We start from the raw sequence: 563 nt of genomic DNA, 5'->3' as shown, positions 1-563 counted from the left end.
CTCACCCGCCATGCGCTCGCAGCCTGCCTGCTATGCGCTGTGGTGACCCTGCCCGCGCGGGCGCAGAGCGAGGTGTCTGCCGCGCTGTCCATGCTGCCCCTGGCCTCGGTCGTTGGTACGGCCGAGGTGGCGTCCAGCGCGGCGGGTGCGGTGGGGGCCTTGCCGGTGGCCCTGTCGGTGAACGGTGCGCAGCTCACGGTCAAGGCGGTGCAGGCCTCGGCCACCGGCTCGGTGTATTTGCTCGAGCGCGTGTCCGATGCGGCCCAGGTCAGCGTGCAGGTCGTGGGCCGGGGGGTGGGCGCGTCGGCCCATGCGGTGGGCACGGTGCTCCAGTGCAGCGTGATCGCCACGGGCGTGGTGCTGTCGGCGGCGGGGGAGGCCATTGCCTTCGTGCCCGACGCCATCGCCCGTGCGCTGTTGTACAACGAACGCCTGTGAGGAGCGGAGCCATGCTGGCAATGCAGACGATTCGCGTGCGCGCCCGGTCCGGCGCACTGCGCAGTTGGGGCATGACCCTTCTCTTGGCCGCCGCGTTGGCCACCCAGGCCCATGCGGGCCGTTCC

At 72.1% G+C, this 563-nt stretch carries 1 protein-coding gene; it reads left to right on the top strand.

Going from position 1 to position 563, the window contains the following annotated elements:
• A partial coding sequence (locus tag VTU_RS0106690) for a hypothetical protein (protein WP_010102527.1) occupies positions 1-438 on the top strand: 438 nt, incomplete at its 5' end.
• Positions 439-563 lie beyond the last annotated feature (125 nt).

This window comes from Verminephrobacter aporrectodeae subsp. tuberculatae At4, assembly GCF_000193225.1.
GTDB classification, from domain to species: Bacteria; Pseudomonadota; Gammaproteobacteria; order Burkholderiales; family Burkholderiaceae_C; genus Acidovorax; species Acidovorax aporrectodeae.
This window is presented reverse-complemented; position numbering and strand designations above follow the sequence as displayed.